The 21,962-nt window shown below is 74.9% G+C and carries 16 protein-coding genes; 3 read left to right on the forward strand and 13 right to left on the reverse strand.

Features of this window, described 5'->3' with window-relative positions:
- Positions 1–71: 71 nt before the first annotated feature.
- From ACPYN7_RS13375 to galU, 3 genes are all read right to left on the reverse strand, one after another.
- Positions 72–977: a hypothetical protein gene (locus ACPYN7_RS13375; RefSeq protein ID WP_424347967.1), complete on the reverse strand. Its 906-nt coding sequence runs from the start codon at positions 975–977 to the stop codon at positions 72–74.
- A 155-nt stretch (positions 978–1,132) separates the two neighbouring features.
- On the reverse strand, positions 1,133–1,765 hold the full coding sequence (locus ACPYN7_RS13380; protein WP_058872582.1) for a GNAT family N-acetyltransferase: 633 nt from the start codon (positions 1,763–1,765) through the stop codon (positions 1,133–1,135).
- Between the two features lie 14 nt (positions 1,766–1,779).
- Positions 1,780–2,694 carry a UTP--glucose-1-phosphate uridylyltransferase GalU gene (galU, locus tag ACPYN7_RS13385; protein WP_058872581.1) on the reverse strand — a complete coding sequence of 305 codons (915 nt, stop codon included), beginning with the start codon at positions 2,692–2,694 and terminating at the stop codon, positions 1,780–1,782.
- 161 nt (positions 2,695–2,855) lie between these two features.
- On the opposite strand from galU, the gene ACPYN7_RS13390 reads away from it, so the two are divergent.
- The 3 genes from ACPYN7_RS13390 to ACPYN7_RS13400 all read left to right on the forward strand — a co-directional run bounded on the left by ACPYN7_RS13390 (position 2,856) and on the right by ACPYN7_RS13400 (position 4,742).
- A complete protein-coding gene (locus tag ACPYN7_RS13390; RefSeq protein ID WP_058872580.1) occupies positions 2,856–3,497 on the forward strand; it encodes a 5-formyltetrahydrofolate cyclo-ligase in 642 nt (213 codons plus the stop codon).
- A 63-nt stretch (positions 3,498–3,560) separates the two neighbouring features.
- Complete coding sequence (locus ACPYN7_RS13395) at positions 3,561–3,896, forward strand: FmdB family zinc ribbon protein (protein WP_058872579.1); 336 nt, start codon at positions 3,561–3,563, stop codon at positions 3,894–3,896.
- A gap of 129 nt (positions 3,897–4,025) precedes the next feature.
- Positions 4,026–4,742, forward strand: a complete 717-nt coding sequence (locus ACPYN7_RS13400) for an SAF domain-containing protein (protein WP_058872578.1) — start codon at positions 4,026–4,028, stop codon at positions 4,740–4,742.
- A gap of 233 nt (positions 4,743–4,975) precedes the next feature.
- Here ACPYN7_RS13400 and ACPYN7_RS13405 read toward each other — a convergent pair whose 3' ends face one another.
- From ACPYN7_RS13405 to groES, 10 genes are all read right to left on the reverse strand, one after another.
- Positions 4,976–8,770, reverse strand: coding sequence for a hypothetical protein (locus ACPYN7_RS13405; protein WP_424347968.1), 3,795 nt, complete (start codon positions 8,768–8,770; stop codon positions 4,976–4,978).
- A gap of 322 nt (positions 8,771–9,092) precedes the next feature.
- Positions 9,093–10,700, reverse strand: a complete 1,608-nt coding sequence (gene guaA, locus ACPYN7_RS13410) for a glutamine-hydrolyzing GMP synthase (protein ID WP_368825585.1) — start codon at positions 10,698–10,700, stop codon at positions 9,093–9,095.
- A 23-nt stretch (positions 10,701–10,723) separates the two neighbouring features.
- Positions 10,724–11,320, reverse strand: a complete 597-nt coding sequence (locus ACPYN7_RS13415; protein WP_058872574.1) for a DUF3817 domain-containing protein — start codon at positions 11,318–11,320, stop codon at positions 10,724–10,726.
- A complete protein-coding gene (locus tag ACPYN7_RS13420; RefSeq protein WP_424347969.1) occupies positions 11,313–12,329 on the reverse strand; it encodes an SURF1 family cytochrome oxidase biogenesis protein in 1,017 nt (338 codons plus the stop codon). The genes ACPYN7_RS13415 and ACPYN7_RS13420 overlap by 8 nt, the downstream gene beginning before the upstream one ends.
- A gap of 122 nt (positions 12,330–12,451) precedes the next feature.
- The gene (locus ACPYN7_RS13425) at positions 12,452–13,573 is read right to left on the reverse strand and encodes a GuaB3 family IMP dehydrogenase-related protein (protein WP_424347970.1); all 1,122 of its coding nucleotides are present in this window, start codon (positions 13,571–13,573) and stop codon (positions 12,452–12,454) included.
- Positions 13,574–13,607: 34 nt separating this feature from the next.
- Positions 13,608–15,170: an IMP dehydrogenase gene (guaB, locus tag ACPYN7_RS13430; RefSeq protein ID WP_082696881.1), complete on the reverse strand. Its 1,563-nt coding sequence runs from the start codon at positions 15,168–15,170 to the stop codon at positions 13,608–13,610.
- A gap of 42 nt (positions 15,171–15,212) precedes the next feature.
- The gene (locus ACPYN7_RS13435) at positions 15,213–17,312 is read right to left on the reverse strand and encodes an acyltransferase family protein (RefSeq protein WP_424347971.1); all 2,100 of its coding nucleotides are present in this window, start codon (positions 17,310–17,312) and stop codon (positions 15,213–15,215) included.
- Positions 17,313–17,514: 202 nt separating this feature from the next.
- Positions 17,515–19,578, reverse strand: a complete 2,064-nt coding sequence (locus tag ACPYN7_RS13440) for an acyltransferase family protein (protein WP_424347972.1) — start codon at positions 19,576–19,578, stop codon at positions 17,515–17,517.
- A gap of 172 nt (positions 19,579–19,750) precedes the next feature.
- Positions 19,751–21,358, reverse strand: a complete 1,608-nt coding sequence (gene groL / locus ACPYN7_RS13445) for a chaperonin GroEL (protein ID WP_058872569.1) — start codon at positions 21,356–21,358, stop codon at positions 19,751–19,753.
- A 150-nt stretch (positions 21,359–21,508) separates the two neighbouring features.
- On the reverse strand, positions 21,509–21,805 hold the full coding sequence (gene groES / locus ACPYN7_RS13450) for a co-chaperone GroES (RefSeq protein ID WP_047801805.1): 297 nt from the start codon (positions 21,803–21,805) through the stop codon (positions 21,509–21,511).
- Between the last annotated feature and the right edge of the window lie 157 nt (positions 21,806–21,962).

Raw genomic sequence — 21,962 nt, forward strand, 5'->3', positions numbered from 1 at the left:
GCCGCACGGTCCCGGAGGGAGCGTGCGGCGGTTCGGGCGGCCCGGCGCACCGGGCTGCGCGGCGCGTGCGGTCAGGCGCGGCGGCGCTTGAGGACGTCGTCGAGGTCGAGGGCGGCGCGTCCCTGCTCCTCGCCCGCGCGCACGGCGTCCTTCAGGCTCGTGGAGCGGGAGGTGGGCTGCTCCGGGACCGGCAGGGGCTCCGGTTCCGGCCGCTGGACCACGGGGGCCTCGGCGTACGTCGGCCGCGGCACGGGGACGGGCTCCCAGGTCCGGCCCGGGGCCGCCGGGGCGGACTCGCGGGCCACCCGCAGGGCCTCGGCGCGCAGCTCCTCGACCGTGAAGGCCGGCGGGGCGGGCGTGCGGGGCTGCTCCTCGGCGGCGGGCAGGTCGAGGTCCTCGGCGGCCCGGCGCGACTGCTCGCGGACCTCCTCCGCCACGGCGTGCTCGTTGTCGAACAGGGCGACGTCCTCGCGCGGCGCGTGCGGCTCCTCCTGCTCCTCCGGGGTCCGGACCGCCGGGCGCGCGGCGCGGCGGGCGGCCCGGTCCTGGACGGCCAGGTAGCGCAGGGCCAGGACGGAGCCGACGGCGAGCAGCAGCAGGAACACCGGCCACGGCCAGCTGACCGCGGCGGAGAACGGTGCGACGACGGCGGTGAGGAGCCCGCCCAGGAGGGCGGCGCATCCGGCGAGCAGGATCCCGGCGCGGTCCCGCCGGATGCGCAGGGCACCGGTGCCGGAGCGGCCGGGGCCGCCGTCGGCGGGACGGGGGTCGGTGTCGGTGGTCGCCATGATGTTCCTTCGTCGGCGGGACGCGGGTGCGGGCTGCGCGATGGGCGCGGGGAGGTGGTCCGGGGCGGGATCGGCGCCGGGCTGCGCCTCCTCGGCGTCCTCCCGGCGGCGCTGCAGCCGGGGCACGACCCAGAACAGCGAGAGCGCGCAGACGACGGCCAGCACGGCCGAGCTGCTCACCCAGATCATGGTCGCGGTCCTGCCTTCGTGGTCGCTGGATCGAGCGGACGTGAGCCGCCGGCGCGCTGCGCCGGCGTGTCCGGGGCCCGGGCTCGGGCCGTGAGGGACAGCCTACTACCGCACGGGCGCGCCTGTGGGTATCCCTGTGGACGCGGCCGGTCCGGTCACTGCCACACGGCGGGCCGGTCGGACCCCGTGAACCGGCGGACGAGTCCCTCGGGCGCCTCGGGCGCGGTGAGCGCGAAGCTGCGGTGGTCCGTCCAGCGGCCGTCGATGTGCAGGAAGTCCTTGCGCAGCCCCTCGTCCCGGAACCCGAGCTTCTCCACCACCCGCAGGGACTTGGTGTTCTCCGGCCGGATGTTGATCTCCATCCGGTGCAGCCCGAGGCCCTGGAAGCAGTAGTCGGTGGCCATGGCCACGGCCATGGGGGCCACGCCGCGGCCCGCCTGGTCCCGGTCCACCCAGTAGCCCAGGGACGCGGACAGGAACGACCCCCACGAGATCCCGGAGACCGTCAGCTGGCCGACCAGGCCGAACCCCTCCGTCCCGGGAACCCGCTCCGTGATCAGGAAGGGCAGCGCCGTGCCCTGCCGCGCCTGCTGGTCCAGGGACCGCACGAACTGCCCGAACGTGGGCGGCTTCCCCCCGGGGGCGGGGTTCGTGGCCTCCCACGGATCGAGCCAGTCCCGGTTGCGGGCCCGCACGGCGTCCCACTCCCGGCGGTCCCCCCGGACCAGCGGGCGCAGCCTGAGCTCTCCCCAGGAGACGGTGACGGGCCAGCGGAGCTGCCCGGCCACGGGAGCGCGGCCTCTCAGCCGACCGGCAGGGACCGGGCGTACTCCCGGAGCCACTCGCACAGCTCGGGCCCGAGGTCCTCCCGCTCCGAGGCCAGGATGATGTTGGCCTTGAGGTAGCTGAGCTTGTCACCGGTGTCGTAGCGGCGGCCCTTGAAGACCACGCCGTAGACCCCGCCACCCTGGCCCTCGCGGCCGGCGAGGGTCTGCAGCGCGTCGGTGAGCTGGATCTCGTTGCCGCGCCCGGGGGCGGTGTTCTCGAGCACCTCGAAGACGTCGGGGTGCAGGACGTAGCGGCCGATGATGGCCAGGTTGGAGGGCGCCTCCGCCGGGGAGGGCTTCTCGACGAGCCCGTTGATCCGCACGAAGTCCTCGCCCTCGACCGCGGTGACGTCGGCACAGCCGTAGGAGCTGATCTGCTCCTGCGGGACCTCCATGAGCGCGACCACGGAGCCGCCGGTGCGCTCCTGGACGGCGATCATCTCGGTGAGCAGGGAGTCCCTGGCGTCGATGAGGTCGTCGCCCAGCAGCACGGCGAAGGGCTCGTCGCCGATGTGGATCTTGGCGCGCAGCACCGCGTGCCCCAGTCCCTTGGGGTCCGCCTGGCGCAGGTAGTGGATCTCGCCGAGCTCGGAGGCGTGCTCGACCTCGCGGAGCAGCTCCGTCTTGCCGGACTCCTCGAGCTGGTGCTCCAGGGCCGGCACGCGGTCGAAGTGGTCCTCCAGCGCCCGCTTCGAGCGGCCGGTGATCATCAGGACGTCCTGGAGACCGGCGTCGACCGCCTCCTGGACCACGTACTGGATGGCCGGGCGGTCCACGACCGGCAGCATCTCCTTGGGCATGGCCTTCGTCGCGGGCAGGAACCGGGTGCCGAGCCCGGCGGCGGGGATGACGGCCTTCCGGACCGTCCGGGGGTTGCTGTTTCCACTCATGGGCTCAGGCTAACGGATCGGGCGGGCGGGCCAGCGGATTCCCGGCACGGCACGGTTGCCCGCCGCGGCGGCCCCGGCTAGCCTCGCACCACCGGCCCGGGAGGGCCGGCGCGTCCCGGGCGCCTCCCCGGCCCGAGCACCGGACAGGAGCGGACACGACGATGACCCATCCCGGGGGCCCCGCCGAGGTGAAGGCCCGGCTGCGCCGCGAGCTGCGGGCCGCTCGTTCGCGGCGCCCGCGGGCCGCCCGGGAGCACGCCGCCGTCGGCTTCGACCGGCACCTGGCGGAGCTGCTCGCCGACCGGCCGCACCTCGACGTCGCCGCGTACCTGCCCCTGCCCACCGAGCCGCCCCTCGAGCCCGCCCTGGTCACCGCCCACCACCGCGGCCACCGGATCTGGGTCCCCGTGTGCGAGCCCGGGCGCAGGCTCTCGTGGGCGCGCTGGTCGCCGGGCACCCCCGAGCGCTCCGGCGGCACCGGCGGTCTGCGGGAGCCCGTCGGCGCCCGCCACGGCGCCGAGGTCATGCACTCCGTGGGCCTGCTGCTCGTGCCCGCCCTGGCCGTGGCGCCCGGCGGCGCCCGGCTGGGCTTCGGCGGCGGCTACTACGACCGCTTCCTGGCCACGCTGCCCCGCACGGCCCACCCGGAGCTGCGCACCGCCGTGTGCGTCTTCGCCGACGAGGTCCTCCCCGACGGGGTCCTGCCCGTCGAGGAGTTCGACGCCCCCGTGCCGCTGGCCCTCACGGAGAACGGGCCCACGCCCCTGGACGGGCCCGCCGGTCCGGGCCGGGGAACACGGTAGAATCAGCAGTCGCCCCCTTCGAGTGCCAGGGAGCGCGCTCGTCGACCCTTTCCAGGAGGACCCATGCCCGTCTACGCCTACGCCTGCAAGGACTGCGGCCACGCGTTCGACATCCGCCAGTCGTTCAGCGAGGACGCCCTGACCGTCTGCCCGGAGTGCGCCGGAGGCCTGCGCAAGAAGTTCAACACGGTGGGCGTGGTGTTCAAGGGCTCCGGCTTCTACCGCAACGACTCGCGCTCCGGCGGCGCGGACTCCGGCGCCTCGACGCCCGCCGCGTCCGGTTCCTCCGCGTCCGGCTCCTCCGCGGAGACCGCGCCCGCGGCGGCCACGGCGGGCGCGGGCGCGTCCTCGCCCGCCACCGCGTCCGCCGCCGCGTCGACGGGCGGATCCGCCGACTGAGGCGTTCCCGGACGCCGTCCCGGCGTCCGGACTGCACGGAGCGCGCCTGCCCTGCGAGGCCCCCCCGCCCTCCCCCGGGCGGCCTCCGCACGACCGGTTCCGGCGCGTCCGCGCCGTAGGGTGCGGCGCATGAGCCGACGCCGACGGACCCTCAGACGCCGCTATCCGCTGTCCCTGCACCTGCGCTCGGTCGTGTCCCGGCGCCGCCGGCTGGTGGCCGCGCTGCTCCTCGGCCTCGCCGTGGGCCTGGCGGTGCTGCGGCTCGGCCCGCCCCAGGCCAGGACCGTGCCAGTGGTCACCGCCGCCGGGGCGCTGCCGGCGGGCTCGGTGCTCTCCCCGGAGCGGCTCACGGTGGCCGCCTATCCGCGCGGGCTGGCCCCGGAGGGCGCCGTCGCCGACCCCGCGGAGCTTTCCGGGCGCGTCCTCGCGGGCGCCGCGGGCCCGGGGCAGCCGCTGACGGAGACCGCGCTCGTGGGCCCGGGACTGCTGACCGGGCAGGCCCGGGGGGTCACGGCGGTGACCCTGCGCATCGACGATCCCGGGGTGCTGCGGCACGTGCGCGCGGGCGACCACGTGGACGTCGTGCACCTGCCCGACGGCGCCGCACCGGGCGACCGCCACGTCCTGGGCCGGGGTCTGCCCGTGCTGTGGGTCGCCGCCGGGGGCGCCGGCGGGGACGGCGGTCTGCTGGCCGGGCCCGCGGCGCCCGAGGAGGAGGGGCTGCTGGTGGTGGGGGCGCCGCACGAGGACGCCGCGCAGCTGGCCGGCGCCGGCGGCACCGGGCGCACCACCGTGGTCCTCGTCCCGGCGCCGGTCAGCCCCAGTGCGGAGGCCGCTGCGCCCTGAGCCACTCCTCGTGGGCCCGTTCCCCGGCCGCCCCCGCGGGCTCCCCGTCGGTCCCGGGCGCCCCGCGCGGCGGGACCTCGAGGCCGGGCAGGCGCGGCTCCGCACCGGTGAACGTGCCCCCGGTGGCCCGCCGCGGCCCGCGCCGGCGCGGGCGCGGCGCCGCGGACCCGTCCTGCCGCGGCGGCGGATCCGGCTCCCCCGGCCCGGCGGCGTCGCCGCGCGGCGGGTCCGGCTCAGCCGGCACGGGAGCCCCGACGGTCGCCGGCGGGCAGGCCGAGATAGCGCCGGATCAGCTCGGCGACGGTGTCCGGGTCGGTGAAGACCTCGATGGTCCACAGCGTGAGGTAGTTCCAGCCGCTGCGCTCGAGCTGCTGGGGCCGCAGCCGGGACCGCTCCCGCACGGACAGGGCGGCGTTCTCCGCCGAGCCGTCGGACTGCCCGGCCACGGGGATCCGCAGCGGCCGGTCCTCGGCGCGGGCGCGGCCCGGCAGCGCGGCGCCCGCGGACATCGACTCCGTGGCGGCCCACGCGACCAGGTCGAGGACCCCCGCGTAGTCCAGCCGCACGGAGGCCCCGCGCTCGGTGAGGCGGCGGGCCAGGTCGACCACCAGGGCGTCGTCGTGGGTGTCCCGCGCGCCCTCCTCCCCCGGGGGCGGGCCGCCGAGGTGCGCGGCGAGCACCCGGGCGAAGTCGCGCGCCCCGTGCTGGAGGCCCTTGCCCTCCATCTCGCCCGGGTGCAGCGAGGTCACGATGCGGGTGGTGTGGCGGGCCCGGGTCATCCCGAGCACGAAGTGCTGGCGGCCGTGCCGCTCGGACAGCGCCCCGAGGTACGGCACGGTGCGGCCGTTGGCGGTCTTGCCGAAGCCCAGCGAGAAGATGACGGTGTCCCGCACGATCCCGGCCGCCCGGTGCAGGTCCACCACGCGGAAGGACTCGGGCCCCGGGGCGAAGAAGTCCGCGGCACCGGGCTCCTCGCGCATCCGCTGCCGGACGGCCTGGGCGATCCGCGCGGCGTGCACCGCGCTGGCGGTCACCACGGCCAGGGAGCGGCGGGGGTGCCGGGCCGCGTGCTCGAAGACGAGCTCCACGACGCGCCGCACCTCGGCGGCGGGCGCCTGGATGCCCTCGATCCCGGCGGTCAGGGCGCCCACCCCGTCCGGGACGTACTCGACGTCGAGGACGGGGGTGGCCCCGGTGACGGACTCGCCGTGCGGGATCCTGCTCAGGCGCCCGCCGTAGAACTGCTCGTTGAGGTGGCGGAAGACCTGCTCGTCCATCGACCGGTACACGGTCCGCAGCGCCCGCTCCGGCACCACCCGGGACAGGGCGTCGAAGGCGCTGTCCACCTCGACCACCGGCTGGGTGCCCGGTGCGGGGACCGCGGTGGGCGCCACCGTGAACGGCTGCGGGCGGCCCAGGTGCGGGTCCCCGAACGCGATGACCTGCCGGCACCGGGTCAGGGCCGGCAGCACCGCCGCGAGCGGGGAGCTCTCGGCGTCGAGCACCACCACGGCGTCGAACTCGTGGTCCTCGGGCAGCGCCGCGGAGAGCACCAGCGGGCTGGCCGTCCAGACGGGCACCAGGGAGCCGATCAGCTCGCCCGCGGAGGCGGCGACCTCCTCGAGCGGCGCGGCGCCGGCGCGGAGCATCCGGCGCAGGGCGGCCGCGGCCCGCGGGGAGCGCCGGACGGTGCGCTGCCAGCGGTCGGCGAGCTCCCACAGGAGGCGGCCGGCGCCGGAGGCCACGTGGGCGGCGTCGGCGCGGCGGAACACGGACTCCGCCCGGCGCAGGGCGCGACCCTCGGGCATGGCCAGGAAGTCGTCACCGGTGATCATGGCCTCGAGCGTGGACTGCCACCAGGCGAGGTCGAACTCCCCGGGGACCTCCGCCCGGGGCACGGTCCGCCGGACCAGGTCGTCCACGAGCTCGCCGAGGCCCTGGCCGCGCAGCTCGTCGAGCAGGACGGTGCGCTCGGGCAGCACGGCGAGGTTCTCCTCGTCGTTGATGAGCCGGTCCAGGGTCTCCCGCAGCCGGTCGATGGGCTGCCCGAGGAGGTCGTCGCCGGTGGGCGAGCCCTCGAGGGCGATGGCCAGTCCCTCGAGGTCCTCCACGAAGCGGGCCTGCACCGCCGCGAGCTCCTCGACCCGCTCGGAGACGACCGGGTGCTTCGACGACGTGGCCCACTCGCGCCACCGCTCCCGCTCCGACTGCACGCGCAGCAGCGCGCTGTGCAGGTCCGTGAGGTGCACCCCGTGCCGGATGTACTCCTTCGCGGCCTTGCGCAGCCGCGAGCGCTGCAGCCCGGTCATCTCGATCCCGTGCTCGCGCCGCCAGCCGGACCCCGCGGTCGCGGCGACCAGGTCGGTCACGGGGCGGTCGTAGATGTCGGGGGTGAAGCGGGTCAGGGAGTCCTGGACCTCCTGCAGCAGCCGCAGCTGCCGGCCCCATTCGGGGACGGTCGTGCCGCCGCGCAGCCCGCTCGTGGCCAGCACGTGCCGCATCCCGGTCTCGAGGGTGGTCAGCTCCAGCAGCAGGGACTGGGCGAGCCGGTGCGCCTGGCGGGCCTCGTCCTCGTTGACCAGCCGCGCCCCGGTCCAGGGCCCCGCCAGGGTCCCGGCGTCGAAGGCCCCGAGCTCGGCGGCGCGCTCGAGCCGGGCGACCACGTCGCCCCGGTCGCCGACGGCGTCGAGCACCGAGCGCGGGAAGCGCACGGACGTGGCGGGCGCCGGGCGGCGGGAGGTCAGCTCGGCGAGCGCCTGCACGGCCCGGTACGGGGAGACGGACCACCGCGGCCGGACCGTGTGCAGGGACCGCACGTGCTCGGCGAGCTGGTCGCGGCTGGTGCGCAGCGTATCGTGCAGCTCGGTGAGCTCCGGGCGCTCGGCGCGCTCGTTGCGGGCGACCGCCCGGATGAGCTGCTGGGCCACGTCGGCGTCGCTGAGCTGGGAGGACAGCGGCAGGACGGCGGTGCCCAGGCCCAGGCCGTCCATCCGCCGCCCGAAGGCGGCGAGCGTGGTGCGCCGCTCCCCCAGGACCAGCACGGTCCGGCCGGCGGCCACGAGGGTGCCCACCGTGTTGACCGCGGTGTCCAGCTGGCCGGTGCCCGGGGCGGCGGTCACCACGAACGAGTGCCCCTGCGCGGCGAGGTCGAGGACCTCCTGCTGGGGGCCGTCGGCGTCGAGCAGCAGCAGCTCGTCGGCGGGGTCGCGCTCGTCGAGCGGGGGCGCCTCGTCGACGATCTCCTCGACCTGGGGGACCCGTCCGACCGCGGAGTCCTTGAGCCGGGCGAGGTCCCGCACGACGGCGGTGCGGGCCACGACGGAGAGGTCGGCGGGACGGTCGTGCAGGTCCGCGAACGTGGAGACGAGCAACTTGTGCTGGACGTGCATCCCGGGCACCGTCCCGGCGAGGGTGCGCAGCGTCTCGAGGGCGGGGGCCGGGTCGAGCCGCCGGGTGCCGTAGGCGAGCCGGGCGAGCTCCCCGGAGGTCAGGTCCACGCCGTGCTCCGCCGCCAGCCGGCGGACCATGGCGGGGTTGAGCCGGGCGGGGCCGACGAGCTGGAGCTCGAAGTCGTCGAGGTCCGGGCGCGGCTTCAGGGCGAGGGGGGCGAGCAGGACCGGGGCGATCCATCGGCGCTGGCCGGCGCCGGTCGGGTCGGAGCCCCGGGGCCGGGCGAGCCAGGACGCGGTGCCGGCGGCGAGGTACGCGGCGTCCAGCCCGTGGTTGACCGACAGCTCGTGGGTCTTGGTGCGCAGGGCCCGGGCGGCGCGCACGGCGTGCCCGTACGCCTCTGGCTCGTGCACGATCGTGGACAGGCGGGTGGGGCGGCCCATGAGCAGCTGCGCCTGCCCCGAGGAGTTCGCCTCGGTGAGGTCGATGCACACGTTGTCGACCTGGTTGAAGTCCAGCAGCGTGTCCGGGCCGGTGTAGGCGTCCATCTGGCGGGTCCAGGGCTGCAGCGAGACGCGCGGGGGCTGCGCCCCGGAGGGGTCCGACTCCTGGGGGGTGCGGTCGGCTCCGTTCGACATGGTTCTCCTCCTGCGCCACGGCCCGCGGGCCGGGCACCGCTCACGGACGGGGGGGGGGGGGGGGGGGGGGGGGGCGGCCCCCCCCCCGGCGGCGGGGGGCGGGGCGGGGCGGGGGGGCGGCCCCCCCCCCCCCCCCCCCCCCCCCCGCCCCCCGCGGGGGGGGGGGGGGGGGGGGTGGGGTTCCCTGGGGGCCCCCCCCCCCCCCCCGCGGCGGGGGGGCGGCCCCCCCCGGGGGGGGGGGGGGGGGGGCGGGGCCCCCCCCCCCCCCCCCGGCTGCTCGTGCTGCGCCCGTGCGGGGCGGGCCTCGGGCCCGCCCCCGGGCCTACTCCCACTCGATGGTTCCGGGGGGCTTGGACGTGACGTCCAGGACCACCCGGTTGACCTCTTCGACCTCGTTGGTGATGCGGTTGGAGACACGGGCCAGCAGGTCGTAGGGCAGGCGGGACCAGTCGGCGGTCATCGCGTCCTCGCTCGAGACGGGGCGCAGCACGATGGGGTGCCCGTACGTGCGGCCGTCGCCCTGCACGCCCACCGAGCGCACGTCCGCCAGGAGCACGACCGGCATCTGCCACACCTCGTCGTCGAGCCCGGCGCGGGTGAGCTCCTCGCGGGCGATGGCGTCCGCCCGGCGCAGGATCGCGAGGTTCGCCTCGCTGACCTCCCCGATGATGCGGATGCCGAGCCCGGGGCCGGGGAACGGCTGGCGGCCGACGATCTCGTGGGGCAGGCCCAGCTCGCGGCCCACGGCGCGGACCTCGTCCTTGAACAGCGTGCGCAGCGGCTCGACCAGCTCGAACTGCAGGTCCTCGGGCAGCCCGCCCACGTTGTGGTGGCTCTTGATGTTGGCGGCGCCCTCCCCGCCGCCGGACTCCACGACGTCGGGGTAGAGGGTGCCCTGGACGAGGAAGCGCACGGGCTCGCCCTCCTGGGCGGCGTTCCGGGCGACCTCCTCGGCGGCGGCCTCGAAGGAGCGGATGAACTCCCGGCCGATGATCTTGCGCTTCTGCTCGGGGTCGGTGACGCCGGCGAGCGCGGTGAGGAAGCGCTCCTTCTCCTCGGCGACGTGGAGGTTGACGCCGGTCGCCGCGACGAAGTCCTTCTCGACCTGCTCGGCCTCGCCCTCGCGCAGCAGCCCGTGGTCCACGAACACGCACGTGAGCTGGTCGCCCACGGCCCGCTGGACCAGGGCGGCGGCCACGGCGGAGTCCACGCCGCCGGAGAGCCCGCAGATCACGGACGCGGTGCCGACCTGCTCCCGGATCCGCTGGACGTGCTCCTCGATGATGTTGCCGGTCGACCAGGTGGGCTCGACCTGCGCGCCGTCGAACAGGAAGTGCTCGAGCACCTGCTGCCCGTGCACGGAGTGCTTGACCTCCGGGTGCCACTGCACGCCGTAGAGCCGGCGGGCGTCGTCGGCGAAGGCGGCCACGGGGGTGGTCTCCGTGGAGGCGAGGACCTCGAAGCCGGCGGGGGCCTCGACGACCGAGTCGCCGTGGCTCATCCACACGGTCTGGGTGCCCGGCGAGCCCTCCAGGATGGAGGCGGTGGGCCCGCCCACGGCGGTGGCGGTGGTCGCCCCGTACTCCCGGGCGCCGGTGTGGGCGACGGTCCCCCCGAGGGCCTGCGCCATGGCCTGGAAGCCGTAGCAGATGCCCAGGACGGGCACCCCGGCCTCGAAGAGCGCCGCGTCCTGCTGCGGCGCGTCCTCGGCGTAGACGGAGGAGGGGCCGCCCGAGAGGATGATCGCCGCGGGGTTCTTGGCGAGGATCTGCTCGGTCGACCAGGTGTGGGGGACGATCTCGGAATAGACACTGGCCTCGCGGACCCGGCGGGCGATCAGCTGCGCGTACTGCGCGCCGTAGTCGACCACCAGGACCGGGCGCTGCTCCAGATCGGTGCGGGTCTCAGCTGTTTCGGTCACGCCCTCCATCCTAGGCCAGGCGCGGGACCGGCTCAGTACCGCTTCGCGGCCTTCGGGTGGGCGCGCAGCTCCGCGGTGGTGGAGGCGTGGATCTTGCGCTCCACCACGAAGGAGAGGAACGGCACCACGCCGCCCAGCGCCATGACCACGAGCTGCGGGAAGGGCCAGCGCATGAGCGTCCAGATCCGGAAGCAGGAGATGAGGTAGACCACGTAGAACCAGCCGTGGACGATGAGGATCCACGTGGAGATGTTGACCCCGCCCGCGAGGTTCTCGAGCTCGAGGTCCTGCCAGCCGAGGGCCACGGTCTGTCCCGTGGCCCGGTCGGTGCCGCCCGCGATCAGGTCGTAGCCCAGTCCGTAGCGGGTGATCATCTCGGCCACGAGCAACAGCAGGAAGGTCCCGGAGATCCAGGCGCAGACCATGTAGAAGCTCAGGGCGCCGCGGATCTGGGCCTCGGTGCCCCCGAAGCGGCGGCGCGGCTGCAGGGCGGCCGCCCGGCGCGGGACCCGGCCCGGGGACGCCGCCTCCGAGGGGCGGGCGTCCGGGGGCAGGGGGACGCGCACCCCGTCGGTGCGCTCCTTCGGCACGGGTGCCGGCGAGGGGGTCGGCTGCGTGGGTTCAGTCATGGTGGGCTCCGGTCCTGTCCTGGGTCCTGTCGTGGGTCCTGGGCTCGCGCGCCCGGTCGCCGGGCTGGTCGTCGAACCAGTAGTACTCCCCCGCCTCGGGGTCGTAGTAGTAGTAGCGTCCGCTGGCCTCGTCGTAGTAGTAGTCGCTGCCGTGGTGGTCGCCGGGGCGGCCGCCGCGGGAGGCCCCGCCCTCGAAGTAGAAGTACTCCTCCGGGTGCTGCTCGCGCTGCCACTCGTCGCGCACGAACCGCCACCAGATGTAGAGGGCGAACCCGGCGAAGACCACCCACTCGACCGCGTAGAAGACGTTGAGCAGGTTCACGGACTCGTCCGTGGGCTGCTGCTCGATGTCGAGCCGGGACAGCTCCGGGCTCAGCAGCGCGGCGTCCGGGGCGAGGGTCCCGTCCGCGGCGAGCGGCGGCGGCGCGGTGGCGGGGGTCTCGGCGAAGGCGGCCACGTACCCGGACCACAGCGGGACGTCCCAGAGGTTGCTCAGCTGGGCCGGGGACACCGTGCGCACCTGCCCCTCGGGCAGCCCGTCGCCGGGCACCGGGCCCTCCGCGGGCAGATACCGGCCGACGACGTCGACGGCGCCCTCCGGCTCCTCCGGCACCGCGGCGGGGTCGGCGCTCCAGCCGCGGGCCACCGCGAGGGTCAGCTCGCCGCCGGCGTCCGGCCACAGGTCCTCGCTGCCCGGGACGGTGAGGGCGCTGACCGCCCACCAGCCCTCCGCGCCGTCCTGCAGGCGCCCCGGGACCAGGACGGTGGACCCGTCCCGGTACTCGCCGGTGACGGTGACGAGCTGGTCGGCCTGCGCGGCGGTGACCGGGGCGCCGGCCTCGGCGGCCTCGGCGAGCGGGACGGCCACGTCCTTGGCGGGGTCCGCGACCGTGCGGGACTGCTCGCTGGACTCCAGCTGCCACTGGCTCAGCAGCACGAACCCCACGGCCAGCCCGAGGCTCACGATCAGGGCGAGGATCGAACGGGGGCGCAGGGCGGTCGTGAGCACCCGTCAAGGCTAGTGCGCGTTCCTGGGCGTTCGCCAGTTGCGCGCGGGCCCCTGCCCCGCCGGCGGGACGCGGCACGGCCCCGCCGGCGGGACGGGGCACGGGCCCGCCGGCGGGGCGCGGGTCAGCCGCGGATGACCACCTCGGCGCGCTGGAACTCCTTGAGCTCCAGATACCCGGTGGTGGCCATCGAGCGGCGCAGGGCGCCCACGAGGTTGGAGGTGCCGTCCACGTGGCGGGACGGCCCGAAGAGGACCTCCTGCAGGGGCCCCACGGTGCCCACGCGGGTGCGCAGCCCGCGCGGCAGCTGCCCGTGGTGGGCCTCCGCGCCCCAGTGCCAGCCCCGGCCGGGCGCCTCCTCGGTGCGGGCCAGCGCGGTGCCGAGCATCACGGCGTCCGCGCCCATGGCGAGCGCCTTGACGATGTCCCCGGAGACCCCCACCCCGCCGTCGGCGATGACGTGGACGTAGCGCCCGCCGGACTCGTCGAGGTAGTCGCGGCGGGCCGCCGCGACGTCGGAGATCGCCGTGGCCATGGCCGCGTGGATGCCCAGGGTGTTCTGGATGCGCATGGACGCGCCGCCGCCGAAGCCCACGAGCACCCCGGCCGCGCCCGTGCGCATGAGGTGCAGCGCGGGCGTGTAGCCCGCGGCGCCGCCCACGATGACCGGGACGTCGAGGTCGTAGATGAACTTCTTGAGGTCCAGCGGCTCCTGGTTGCGGGAGACGTGCTCCGCAGACACCGTGGTGCCGCGGATCACGAAGACGTCCACGCCGGCGTCCAGGACGGTGCGGTAGTGCTCCACCGTGCGCTGCGGCGTCAGGGACCCCGCGACGATGACCCCCGACTCCCGGATCTGCGCGAGCCGGGCCGTGATCAGCTCCGGCTGCACGGGGGCCTCGTAGAGCTCCTGCATCCGGCGCGTGGACGCCGGGGCGTCCTCCCCGGAGAGCTCCGCGATCTCGTCGAGCACGGGCTGCGGGTCCTCGTAGCGGGTCCACAGCCCCTCGAGGTCCAGCACCCCCAGTCCCCCGGCCCGGCCGAGGGCGATGGCCGTCTCCGGGGACGTCGCCGAGTCCATCGGGGCGCCCAGGAACGGGATGGAGAACCGGTAGGCGTCGATCTGCCAGTCCGTGGACACGTCCCGGGGGTCGCGCGTGCGGCGCGACGGGACGAGGGCGATCTCGTCCAGGGAGAAGGTGCGGCGGGCGCGTTTGGAGCGGCCGATCTCGATGTCGTAGCTCATGGTGTCCTTTCCGAACGGTGCAGCGGACGCTCGCTCAGCGCTGGTAGTTGGGTGCCTCGACGGTCATCGTGATGTCGTGCGGGTGGGACTCCTTGAGCCCGGCCGGGGTGATGCGCACGAACCGGCCCTGGTGCTTGAGCTCCTCGATGCTGTGGGCGCCCACGTAGAACATGGTCTGGCGCAGGCCGCCGTCGAGCTGGTGGACCACGGCCGAGAGCGGGCCGCGGTACGGGACCTGGCCCTCGATGCCCTCGGGGATGAGCTTCTCGTCGCTGGCGACGTCGGCCTGGAAGTAGCGGTCCTTGGAGTAGGAGGTGTTCTTGCCGCGGGACTGCATGGCCCCCAGCGAGCCCATCCCCCGGTAGGTCTTGAACTGCTTGCCGTTGACGAAGATCAGCTCGCCCGGGGACTCGTCGCAGCCCGCGAGCAGGGACCCGACCATCACGGAGTCCGCCCCGGCCACGAGGGCCTTGCCGATGTCGCCGGAGTACTGCAGACCGCCGTCGGCGATCAGGGGCACGCCCGCCGGGATCGCCGCCTTCGCCGCCTCGTTGACGGCGGTGACCTGGGGGACGCCCACACCGGCGATGATGCGGGTGGTGCAGATCGAGCCGGGGCCCACGCCCACCTTCACGGCGTCCGCGCCGGCGTCGACGATGGCCTGGGCGCCGTGGCGGGTGGCCGCCTGCCCGCCGATGACGTCCACGTGCGCGGCGGCGGTCTCCGCCTTGAGCCGGGCGATCATGTCCAGCACGCCCTGGGAGTGCCCGTTGGCGGTGTCGATGAACAGGGCGTCCACACCGGCCTCGACCAGGGTCATGGCCCGCTCGAAGCCGTCGCCGAAGAAGCCGACGGCGGCGCCGACGCGCAGCCGGCCCTCGTCGTCCTTGGTGGCGTGGGGGTACTGCTCCGCCTTGGTGAAGTCCTTGATCGTGATCAGGCCCGTGAGCCGGCCCGCGTCGTCGACGAGCGGCAGCTTCTCGATCTTGTTGGACGCCAGCAGCTGGTGCGCGTCGTCCTTCGCCATCCCGACCTTGCCGGTGATCAGCGGCATGGGCGTCATGACCTCGTGCACCCGTCGCCGCGGGAACTCGCTCTCCGGCAGGTACCGGGTGTCGCGGTTGGTGATGATGCCCAGCAGCTTCTGCTCGGCGTCCACGACGGGCAGGCCGGAGACCCGGTAGTAGCCGCACAGCCGGTCCAGGTCCTCGAGGGTCGCCTCCGGGGAGATGGTCACGGGGTCGGTGATCATCCCCGACTCGCTGCGCTTCACCCGGTCCACGTGCTCGGCCTGGTCCTGGATCGAGAGGTTGCGGTGGATCACGCCGATGCCGCCCTGGCGGGCCATGGCGATCGCCATCGAGGACTCGGTGACGGTGTCCATGGCGGCGGACAGCAGCGGCACCTCCAGGTCGATGCGCCGGGACAGGCGGGTGCGCGTGGACGCCTCGGACGGGATGACGTCGGTGTTGCCGGGCAGCAGCAGGACGTCGTCGTAGGTCAGGCCGGTGAACCCGAAGGGGTCCTCGGACAGGGCGGTGGGGACGGCGGTATCCGACACGGTGGGGCCTTTCAGCTTCGAGGGAGTCGCGACCATTCTACGGGCCGGGTCCCGGCCGTCGGACGGCTGTGGCCGTGCTCACGGCCCGGCGGGGAACCCGGCCCGGTCCGCGAGCAGCGCCGCCTCGACCCGCTCCGCGAACATGGGGGCCAGCGTCCGCACGTACTCGACGGTGAGGTGGTTGTTGTCCCAGTAGGTGAAGACGTTGCCGACGACGGGGGTGCAGGTGCCGTCCGGGCAGATGAGGTCCCCGAGGTCGACCAGGGAGACCCGCGGCAGCTCGGCCACCGGGGCCAGCGGGCTGTCCGGGCCCAGGATCGTGTGGGAGGCGGTGCACTCGGCGGCGTCGGCCCCGTGCTCCGCGGCGCAGCGCGCGGGGACGAAGTCGAACCGGGGGTTGTCCCGCAGCGCGACGACCTGGATGCCGCGCTGCGCCAGCCCGCGGATGCGCTGCTCCATCCCGGGGGTGAACTGCTCCTCGTTCTCGTCCGTGCTGCGGGTGCCCTGGACGAGCACCAGGTCCGGGTCCACGGCCTCCACCACGGGGTCGGTGCCCTCGAGCCAGCGGGCGCACGGCTCGTGGTCGGCGACCTGCTCCTCGGGCAGCCCGTACAGGCAGTTGCCGCGGATGTAGGTGACCACGCGCCAGTCGTTGCGCTGTGCCAGGTGCTCGACGGCCGGGATCCACTGGTGCACGTGGCTGTTGCCGATCACCAGCATCGTGGCGGAGGGGTCGGGGTTCGGGACGGTGTCGAAGCACCACCGCCGGAAGCGTTCGCCGACCCCCGCGGCGGGCGGACAGGGCTCGCCGAGCCCCGGCTTCGCGTACGGCTCCCCGGTGATCACGGGGATGGTCTCGGCGGCCGGGTCGCCCTGGTGGCGGAAGCCCGGCAGCAGGACCGCCGCTCCCGGGTTGTTGCGGTCGGCGGACGCGGCGATCTCGAGGGCCCGCCGGTCCTCGGCCACGCGGTCCGCGGTCACGGGCACCGCGACCGCGGCGAGGCACACCACGATCACGGCGGCCAGCCGCAGCCGGCTCCGCTCGGGCCAGGACCAGCGCTTGAGCGGGTCCTCGACCAGCCGGGTGGCCAGCACCGCCAGCACCAGGCAGACCAGCACGATCGCCACCCCCGACCGGGGCCCGGCCATGGGCCGGTCCCGGAGCACGAGGTAGGTGATCAGCACCGGCCAGTGGATCAGGTACAGCGCGTAGGCGGAGTCGCCGAGCCGCACCAGGGGGCGGGAGGCGAGGAGCCGGTCCAGGCCGAAGCGCGATCCGGACTGCCCGGCCACGATCACCGCCGCCGCGGAGAGCAGCGGCCACAGCGCGATCCACCCGGGGAACGCGCCCTGCACGTCGACCAGCACGCCCACCGAGACCATGCTCACCATCCCGGCCCAGCCGAGCACCACGCGCAGTCGGCGCCCGGGCCGCAGGTGGGGCACGGCCAGCGCCAGCAGCGACCCGAGGGCGAACTCCCACAGCCGGGTGCGGGTGTCGAAGTAGGCGAACTCCTGCTGCGTGGCGGTGGCGTGCACGGACCAGGCCAGGGAGGCCGCGAGGATCAGCCCGAAGGCCACCGCCAGCACCGGCACCGGCCGCCACCGGCTCCGCCGGGAGACCAGCCACGCCGCGGCGAAGACCAGCGGCCACAGCAGGAACACCTGGCCCTGCACCGACAGGGACCAGAAGTGCTGGAACGGGGAGGCCGTCGAGTGGTCGGCCGCGTAGTAGTCCACCGCGCTCAGCGCCAGCGCCCAGTTCTCCGCGTAGAACACCGAGGCGAGCGCCTCGTCCCGCCACCGCCCGGCGTCGTAGGCCGGGTAGAACAGCTCCACGAGGACCAGGGTGGCCAGGATGGTGAGCACCGCGAGGGGCAGCAGCCGCTTGAACACGTGCAGCCAGTACCGTCCCAGCGCCAGGGGCCGGCCGGCCTCGAGCTTGCGCACGAAGGACAGGGTCAGGAAGAACGCCGAGATCAGCAGGAAGACGTCCACGCCCCCGGAGACCCGGCCGAGGAACACGTGGTAGACGACCACGAGCAGCACCGCGACCGCGCGCAGGCCCTGCACCTCGGGGCGGAACCCCGAGTACCGGCCGGCGCCGCGCCGCGCCGCGTCCGGGCTCTCGGCGGTCCCGGTGGACGGCTGCGGGGCGGTGGCGTGCACGGTGGCCACGGGGGCACCTCCAGGGGGCGGCCCCGGCGCGGCCGCGGGCGGCACCGGGGAGGGGGGGAACGGGGGAGGACGAGCGGGGGGGGGAAGAGCAGGGGGGCAGGCGGGGGGCGCCCGTCGTGACCCTATCGCACGGCCGGTGCCGGGCCGGTGCACGCACGCCGGGGTGCTGTCCCCGGGGTCGGGCGCGGGGCGCGGGCCGCGCTCAGGGGGACGTCGCGGCGAGCAGCGGGCCGGGCAGCCGCGCCTCCACGGCCGGCGCCATCGTCCGGGCGTAGGTCCACGTGAGGTGGTGCGGGTCGAAGAAGACGTACGCGTTGCCCACCACGGGACGGCACAGCCCCTCCGGGCAGATGAGGTCGGTGAGGTCGAGGGAGGTGAACCCGGCCCGGTCCGCGAGGGCGTCGGCCGGGTTGACGGGGGCCAGCACCTGCTCGACGGGCACGCGGCAGCGGTCGGCGTCCTGGCCGTGGCGCTGGGCGCACTCGTAGGGGTTGAAGTCGAACCGGGGGTTGTCCCGGAAGCCGACGACGTCGATGCCCTGGCCCGTCAGCCGCTCGACCAGCTCGGGGAACCCGCCGACCAGGGCCTCGGCGGAACCGTCCATGCGGGCCGCGTAGGTCGAGGTCGTCATGACCGCGTCCGGCGCGAGCCGCTCCACGTACTCGATCGCCGCGTCGTTGCCCGCGTGGCAGGCGTCCCCCTCCGGGCGCACCGCGAAGGCGCAGCCCGGCTGCAGCACGGCGACGAGCTGCCAGCCGTGCTCCTCCGCCACGGGGATCAGCGCGCCCATGAACTGCTCCATGTGGGAGTTGCCGACCACCGCGACGGTGCGCGAGGGGTCGGACAGGGCCGGGGTCTGGCGGCAGTACTGCTCGAGGACCTCCTGCTCGGGGGCGAACTCCCCGGAGCAGGGCTCCGGCAGTCCCACCCACTCGTCGCCCAGGGCGGAGGCCAGCGGCAGGGTGGGGGCGTCCGGGTCCCCGCGGAACTCGAAGCCCGGCTCCAGCACCGCGGCCCCGGGACTGTTGCGGGCGGCCTCCTGCGCCAGCCGCTCCTCCCGGCGGGCGTCGGCCTGCTGCCAGGCCAGCACCGGCACGACGACCAGCGCCAGGCTCACCGCCACCGACACCGCCAGCCGCCGCTTGTCCCGCTCCGGCCACGCCCACCGCTGGAAGGGGCGCTCCACCAGCTTCGTGGCGAGCACCGCCAGGACCAGCGAGACCACGATGATCGCCGCCCCGGAGCGCGGACCGGCCACCGGCCGGTCCCGCAGCACCAGGTACGTGATCAGCAGCGGCCAGTGCACCAGGTACAGCGCGTAGGAGGCGTCCCCCAGCCGCACCAGCGGCCGCGAGGCCAGCACCCGGTCCAGGCCGAGGGGCGAGCCGGACTGCCCGGCCACGATCACCGCCGCGGCGGACAGCAGCGGCCACAGCGCGATCCACCCCGGGAACGCGCCCTGCACGTCGACGAGCATCCCGACCGAGACCATGCTGGCCATCCCCGCCCAGCCCAGCACCACCCGCACGGCCCGCGGCGGGTGCAGGTACGGCACCGCCAGGGCCAGCAGCGAGCCCAGCGCGAACTCCCACAGCCGGGCCCGGGTGTCGAAGTAGGCGAAGGCCTGGTTCGTGGCGGTCGCGTGCACGGACCAGGCCAGGGAGGCCGCGAAGATCAGCCCGAAGGCCACCGCCAGCACCGGCACCGGCCGCCACCGGCCGCGGCGGCACACCAGCCACGCCGCCCCGAACACCAGCGGCCACAGCAGGAACACCTGGCCCTGCACCGACAGGGACCAGAAGTGCTGGAACGGCGAGGCCGTGGAGTCGTCGGCCGCGTAGTAGTCCACCTCGGCCAGGGCCAGCGCCCAGTTCTCCACGTAGAGCACGGAGGCCAGCGCCTCCGTGCGCACGCGGTCGATCCGCGCCTCCGGGAAGAACCACCACGCCAGCAGCAGGGTGCCGAGGATCGTGAGCACCGCGAGGGGCAGCAGCCGCTTGAACACGTGCAGCCAGTACCGTCCCAGCGCCAGGGGCAGGCCGGCCTCGAGCTTGCGCACGAAGGACAGGGTCAGGAAGAACGCCGAGATCAGCAGGAAGATGTCCACGCCGCCCGAGACCCGGTCGAGGAACACGTGGTAGACGACCACGAGCAGCACCGCGACGAACCGCAGCCCCTGCACCTCCGGGCGGAACCCCGCGTACCGGGCCACCCGCCGGGCCGTGTCCGTGCCGACGGGCGCGTCCTGCTCACGAAGGCTCGTCATGGGCTCCTCCTGGGAACACCGTGCCGCCGGGGCGCGGCAGTGGTCGTGCGGACCCCCGCACTCTACCGGAGGCGCCGGGGCGGCCCCCGGAGACGGCGACGGACCCGCCCCACCGGTGGTGGGACGGGTCCGCGGGGCGAGCCGGCTCGGCGCCGGCAGTCAGTGCCGGCCGTCAGTGCTGGTGGCCGTGGCCGTGCCCCTCGTCGTCGGCGGGCTTGTCCGTCACGAGCGTCTCGGTGGTCAGCACGAGCGCCGCGATGGAGGCGGCGTTCTGCAGGGCCGAGCGGGTGACCTTGACCGGGTCGATGATGCCCGCGCCGACCATCTCGACGTACTCGCCGGTGGCGGCGTCGTAGCCGTGGCCGGGCTCGAGCTCGGCCACCCGGGCGGCGACCACGGCCCCGTCCTGGCCGGCGTTCTGGGCGATCCAGTACAGCGGCTGCCGCAGGGCGCGGCGGACGATGCCCAGGGCGGTCGCGGCGTCACCGGTGAGCCCGAGGTCGGACTCGTCGAGGACCTTCGCGGCCTGCACGAGCGCGGTGCCGCCGCCGGAGACGATGCCCTGCTCGAGGGCCGCGCGCGTCGAGGACACGGCGTCCTCGATGCGGTGCTTGCGCTCCTTGGCCTCCACCTCGGTGGCCGCGCCGACCTTGATCACGGAGACGCCGCCGGCCAGGCGGGCGAGGCGCTCCTGCAGCTTCTCGCGGTCCCACTCGGAGTCGGTGCGCTCGGCCTCGGCGCGGATCGTGGCGACCCGGTCCTGGATCTCGGCCTCGGTCCCGCCGCCGTCCACGAGGGTGGTCTCGTTCTTGGTCACCGTCACGCGGCGGGCGGTGCCCAGCTGCTCGAGGGTGACCTGGTCGAGGCTGATGCCCAGCTCGGTGGTGATGAGCTGGCCGCCGGTGAGCACGGCGAGGTCCTGCAGGATCGCCTTGCGGCGGTCGCCGAAGCCGGGGGCCTTGAGGGCCACGACGTCGAGGGTGCCGCGCAGCTTGTTGACCACGAGGGTGGAGAGGGCCTCGCCCTCGACGTCCTCGGCGATGATGGTCAGCGGCTTCTTGGCCTGGAGGACCTTCTCGAGCACGGGCATGAGCTCCGGCACCGAGGAGATCTTGCCCTGGTACAGCAGCACCAGGGAGTTCTCCATGACCGCTTCCTGGCGCTCGGCGTCGGTCACGAAGGACGGGGACAGGTAGCCCTTGTCGAACTGCATGCCCTCGGTGACGTCGAGCTCGACCTCGGTGCTCGAGCCGTCCTCGATCGTGATGACGCCGTCCTTGCCGACGGTCTCGAAGGCGCGGGCGATGAGCTCGCCGATCGCCGGGTCCTGCGCCGAGATGGCGGCCACGTGGGCGACGTTGGCGCCCTCCACGGGGCGGGCGTTCTCCAGCAGGCGGTCGGTGACCGCCTCGACGGCCTTCTCGATGCCGCGCTTGAGGCTCAGCGGGTCGGCGCCGGCGGCCACGTTGCGCAGGCCCTCCTTGACGAGCGCCTGGGCGAGCACGGTGGCGGTGGTGGTGCCGTCGCCGGCGACGTCGTTGGTCTTGGTCGCCACCTCCTTGGCGAGCTGGGCCCCGAGGTTCTCGTACGGGTCGTCGAGCTCGACCTCGCGGGCGATGGTCACGCCGTCGTTGGTGATCGTGGGGGCGCCCCACTTCTTGTCGAGCACCACGTTGCGCCCGCGCGGGCCGAGGGTGACCTTGACGGTGTCGGCGAGCTTGTTGACGCCGTTCTCGAGGGACTTGCGGGCGGCATCGTCGAATGCCAGCTGCTTGGCCATGGGCAATGGCTCCTTCTGGGTGGCTGGGGTCGCCAGCGGTTTCGGGGATCGGGATCGGCGAAGGGTGCCCGCCGCGGGCCCCGCGGGGCGTGCGCGACGGGCACCCTTCGTCCGGACTGCGCGGTCTGCGCCGGGTCTGTGCCGCCCGGTCTACTTCTCGACGACGGCGAGCACGTCGCGGGCCGGGAGCACCAGGTACTCCTCGCCGTTGTACTTGACCTCGGTGCCGCCGTACTTGGAGAAGATCACGACGTCGCCCTCCTTGACGTCGACCGGGATGCGGTTGCCGGAGTCGTCGACCCGACCGGGGCCGACGGCCAGGACCTTGCCCTCCTGGGGCTTCTCCTTGGCGGTGTCCGGGATGACGAGACCGGACGCGGTGGTCTGCTCAGCGGCGAGCGGCTGAACGACGATGCGATCCTCGAGAGGCTTGATGGAGACCGACACGATCTCTCCTTGTCTGTAGGGGTGGAAAACGGTGGGCGACCGCGGGCGGAGCCCGCTGTCGAGCTTCGGGCCGGTTGGCGCACCAACCGTCGTCGCGGTGCCGATCGATCGCCTGGCCCTTAGCACCCTCACCCGGAGAGTGCCAAGGCCAACTGTA

This window comes from Kocuria sp. CH-021 (assembly GCF_049716185.1).
GTDB lineage: Bacteria > Actinomycetota > Actinomycetes > Actinomycetales > Micrococcaceae > Kocuria > Kocuria cellulosilytica.

What these genes read in the sequence shown, in the direction of transcription:
- ACPYN7_RS13375 (WP_424347967.1), bottom strand. Translation starts at nt 977, where the DNA reads ATGATCTGGGTGAGCAGCTCGGCCGTGCTGGCCGTCGTCTGCGCGCTC.
- galU (WP_058872581.1), bottom strand. Translation starts at nt 2,694, where the DNA reads ATGAGTGGAAACAGCAACCCCCGGACGGTCCGGAAGGCCGTCATCCCC.
- ACPYN7_RS13390 (WP_058872580.1), top strand. Translation starts at nt 2,856, where the DNA reads ATGACCCATCCCGGGGGCCCCGCCGAGGTGAAGGCCCGGCTGCGCCGC.
- ACPYN7_RS13395 (WP_058872579.1), top strand. Translation starts at nt 3,561, where the DNA reads ATGCCCGTCTACGCCTACGCCTGCAAGGACTGCGGCCACGCGTTCGAC.
- ACPYN7_RS13400 (WP_058872578.1), top strand. Translation starts at nt 4,026, where the DNA reads ATGAGCCGACGCCGACGGACCCTCAGACGCCGCTATCCGCTGTCCCTG.
- ACPYN7_RS13405 (WP_424347968.1), bottom strand. Translation starts at nt 8,770, where the DNA reads ATGTCGAACGGAGCCGACCGCACCCCCCAGGAGTCGGACCCCTCCGGG.
- guaA (WP_368825585.1), bottom strand. Translation starts at nt 10,700, where the DNA reads ATGGAGGGCGTGACCGAAACAGCTGAGACCCGCACCGATCTGGAGCAG.
- ACPYN7_RS13415 (WP_058872574.1), bottom strand. Translation starts at nt 11,320, where the DNA reads ATGACTGAACCCACGCAGCCGACCCCCTCGCCGGCACCCGTGCCGAAG.
- ACPYN7_RS13425 (WP_424347970.1), bottom strand. Translation starts at nt 13,573, where the DNA reads ATGAGCTACGACATCGAGATCGGCCGCTCCAAACGCGCCCGCCGCACC.
- guaB (WP_082696881.1), bottom strand. Translation starts at nt 15,170, where the DNA reads ATGGTCGCGACTCCCTCGAAGCTGAAAGGCCCCACCGTGTCGGATACC.
- ACPYN7_RS13440 (WP_424347972.1), bottom strand. Translation starts at nt 19,578, where the DNA reads ATGACGAGCCTTCGTGAGCAGGACGCGCCCGTCGGCACGGACACGGCC.
- groL (WP_058872569.1), bottom strand. Translation starts at nt 21,358, where the DNA reads ATGGCCAAGCAGCTGGCATTCGACGATGCCGCCCGCAAGTCCCTCGAG.